This is a genomic window from Helicobacter bilis (assembly GCF_900198365.1).
Taxonomy (GTDB): domain Bacteria; phylum Campylobacterota; class Campylobacteria; order Campylobacterales; family Helicobacteraceae; genus Helicobacter_A; species Helicobacter_A bilis_B.
Genome location: NZ_FZMS01000065.1, coordinates 1 through 3,354, shown reverse-complemented (window position 1 = coordinate 3,354; position 3,354 = coordinate 1). Strand labels below are relative to the sequence as shown.

The window sequence follows — 3,354 nt, the reverse complement described above, 5'->3', positions numbered from 1 at the left end:
CACAACAAAAACTAAAAAAAATTTGAAGAAGTAAAGCTTGATGAATATTCCAAGCAACATATATATCTACCACTAAAAACGCTATATAATAACAATAATGAGTGGATTGGGTTTTTAATGAATAGGGCAAAAGGTAAGCCAATACAATATATTTTAGGTGGTAGCAAGGAGAGAAATAAGCATTACCCAAACTGCAACTATAAAGATTTGATTGAAATGTGTATCAAGTTTTTAAAACTCAATATAAAGCTACATGAAAAAGACATTATCATTGGAGATATTAATCCCAATAATGTGCTTTTTGATACAGATAATAATATTTCACTTATAGATTGCGATAGCTTTCAAATAGATAAATTTCCCTGCCCGGTAATAACAGAGGCATTTTTACATCCAGCCCATAGGGGTAAAAATATGAATAAATTTATGCGAAATTTAGCAGATGAATATTATGCGATTGCAGTATTTCTATTTCTACTCGCACATGTAGGTAGATACCCCTATGATTGCAAGGGTAGTGATAGGGATAAATCTCAAAAAGAGATGAGATTCCCATACATTGTCGGTGGCAATAGTGGGAAAGCCCCAAATAAAGGGCAAGAGTATTGGGAAAAGCTAGACTAGACATTGCAGGAGTGTTTTTATCAAACTTTTCAAAAAGGTGGCAAATATGCAGATGAAAAAAGTATTTTAAAACCAGAGATATGGTTGAAACATTTTGAAAAATTTTACAAGAGTTTATAATTGCCTGTATTGCTTAAAGTGCTAAACTTTGGATTTATTGATAGGGAATTGTTTGTTATATTTAAGTGAATTAAAATTTATTGAATCCAAATTTTAGCGGTTTAAGCCGCAATATTTTAATTTAGGAGTTAGTATGAGTGATTTACATGAAGAAATCGATAATGAGTTGGCAGATAATCCCACAAAAAGAGTGCCTGTGTGTCTATGCCTTGATACAAGTAGCTCTATGGGTGGCAGTCCCATTATGCAGTTAAATGAGGGTGTTAAGCTATTTTATGAAGCAATCAATAATGATGTTGTGGCAAAACAATCCGCTGATGTATGTATCGTTACATTTGGATATAATGGTGTAGAATGTAGGCAAGATTTTCAAAGTATAGCAGAAGATATGCCGCCTAGCTTTTCTTCAGGTGGAGATACACCTATGGGAAGTGCTGTAACTATGGCTTTGGATTTATTGGAAGGTAGAAAAAAGGAATATCAAGACAATGGTGTTGAATATTTTCAACCTTGGCTTGTTTTAATCACAGATGGAGCACCAACAGATAATTATACAAATGCTGCACAAAGGGCAAGCGATTTGGCTAACAACAAAAAGCTTACCGTGTTTGCAATTGGTGTAGATGGATGCAATTTGGAAGTATTAAAGCATTTTTCGCCAAAACGAGCACCCATAATGCTAAAAGGATTAAATTTCCCAGAGTTTTTTCAATGGTTATCACAAAGTGTAGCGATCACTTCGCATTCAAAGCCGGGCGAAGAAATTAAATTGCCTGATACAAGTGGTTGGGGAACACTATAAGAGCATTGTATTGCAATAGATTTTAAGGAGAATATATGCAGGAATTTATCTCTATTTGCTATGAAACACAAGGGCGAAGTCATGTGGGCTCAAAGACACCATGTCAAGATAGGGCATATAGCCTTATAGATTCTGATATTGGCATTATAACACTATGTGATGGTGCTGGAAGTGCAAGGCTGTCTCACTATGGAGCAGAGAGAACAAGCAGGGTTGTGGCAAATCTTATGAGAGATAACTTCGGTAGATATTATACAGAATCTGAGTCTAGTGTAGTAGCAAAAGAGATTCTAGAATCCATTAATAATGAGCTTATAAAAGAGAGTGAAACTAGAATAAATGAGCTAAAAGATGGGGCGTATAAGGAGATTCAGAGACTATTGGAAAAAGGTCTAAACGATCTTAATGGTGTGCGTTGTAATATTGACTTTACTTATAAGGCAGAATTAGAACGCAAAATAGCTTCATTGGATACGGATATAAGAGAATTGCATAATCGTAAAGATAAAAGCAGAAGAGAACATGATTCTTATCGTAAAGATTTGCAAACTGATATAGAAGAGTATTGGCAGGAATATAAAGAAAGGATAAATAATTTAAGAATTTTTTATATTAAAATCCTAAAGAAACAGCATAGAAAATTCCTTAAGAAATTGTTTAATTTGGTTAAAAGTTTATTTAAAGAAGATGAATTAAGTGGTATTAAAGATATAGAATCTTGCAGTAAATACATGCAAGATTCTACATCACAAGAAAATAGAATCTTAAAAGGATTATTAAGCAAAATAGAATCTAGTATGAATGATATAAAAGCAGACAAGCAAGAAAAGATTGCAAACATTATAAAAGACTTAGAGAAAATAGGACAAGATATACTTAAAACATTAAAACAAGTATATAAAGATATAAATAAACACGCAAAAGAGCTGCAAGAGAAATCAAAAAAGCAAAAAGATGAGCTAGAGATACAGCATGGGGAACTGCATAATCATATTTTAAAAACAAAGAAAGAGTTTAAACTTATCATTAAAAACTTCATGCAATGCTATGAAGCAGCCGCACAAAGAGAACAAGATTTACTAGAAAAAGCAATAAAAGATAAAGAGAGTGAAAAAAGCAAACTACAATCACACATAAAAGAGCATGATGACTTAAAACAAGAGTTAAGCAGAGCTAAAAATGCTTTTAATAGTAAAAAAGATGAGATAAAAGAACAAATAGAGAAAATTAAAAAATACTCTAAAGAGAGATTCTATAAAGAGAGTGATATAGATAGTATTAAAATAAATGAGCTACAAAATGTGCTAGATTCACTAGAGAATACAAGAAGGACATGTTTGGATTTTATAGCAAATAAAATAAACATGCAAAATAGGGATATGGAGAAAAAGATAGAAATAAATCTAGAATCTCTTTTAGAAAATATAAAAAAAGAGATTACTCATAGCGTTTGCACACCAAAAGACCTAGCCTCTACCTTGCTTTTTGCAGCGATTAAGGGAGAGCAATGTCTTATAGGGCATTTAGGTGATGGGGCTATTGGTGGGCTTTATGGAGATGAACTTAAATGTATCTCAAATCCAGATAATGGAGAGTATGCAAATGAAACATATTTTGTAACTACAAAATATGCAGAAAGAGCATTAAAGATTATAAAAGGAAATATAAAAGAAAAAGATATTAATGCTTTTGTATTAATGTCAGATGGTAGCACAGAGGGATTATATAGCAAAAGAGAGAATAAATTTATAGAATCTTTGCAAAAACATATGTTAGCAATAAGAGAGGGACAAGATAAAGCCAAAAAA

General features: G+C 32.2%; 3 protein-coding genes. All 3 read left to right on the top strand.

Features of this window, described 5'->3' with window-relative positions:
* The first annotated feature begins 117 nt into the window (after positions 1 to 117).
* Positions 118 to 624, top strand: coding sequence for a hypothetical protein (locus C6H08_RS08545; RefSeq protein ID WP_034579112.1), 507 nt, complete (start codon positions 118 to 120; stop codon positions 622 to 624).
* A gap of 253 nt (positions 625 to 877) precedes the next feature.
* The gene (locus C6H08_RS08540) at positions 878 to 1,546 is read left to right on the top strand and encodes a vWA domain-containing protein (protein ID WP_034562202.1); all 669 of its coding nucleotides are present in this window, start codon (positions 878 to 880) and stop codon (positions 1,544 to 1,546) included.
* Between the two features lie 35 nt (positions 1,547 to 1,581).
* On the top strand, positions 1,582 to 3,354 hold a 1,773-nt coding region (locus C6H08_RS08535), incomplete at its 3' end, for a protein phosphatase 2C domain-containing protein (protein WP_199773198.1).

Excerpts from the sequence above, each read along its gene's own strand:
- C6H08_RS08545 (WP_034579112.1), top strand. The coding sequence starts at position 118 with ATGAATAGGGCAAAAGGTAAGCCAATACAATATATTTTAGGTGGTAGC.
- C6H08_RS08540 (WP_034562202.1), top strand. The coding sequence starts at position 878 with ATGAGTGATTTACATGAAGAAATCGATAATGAGTTGGCAGATAATCCC.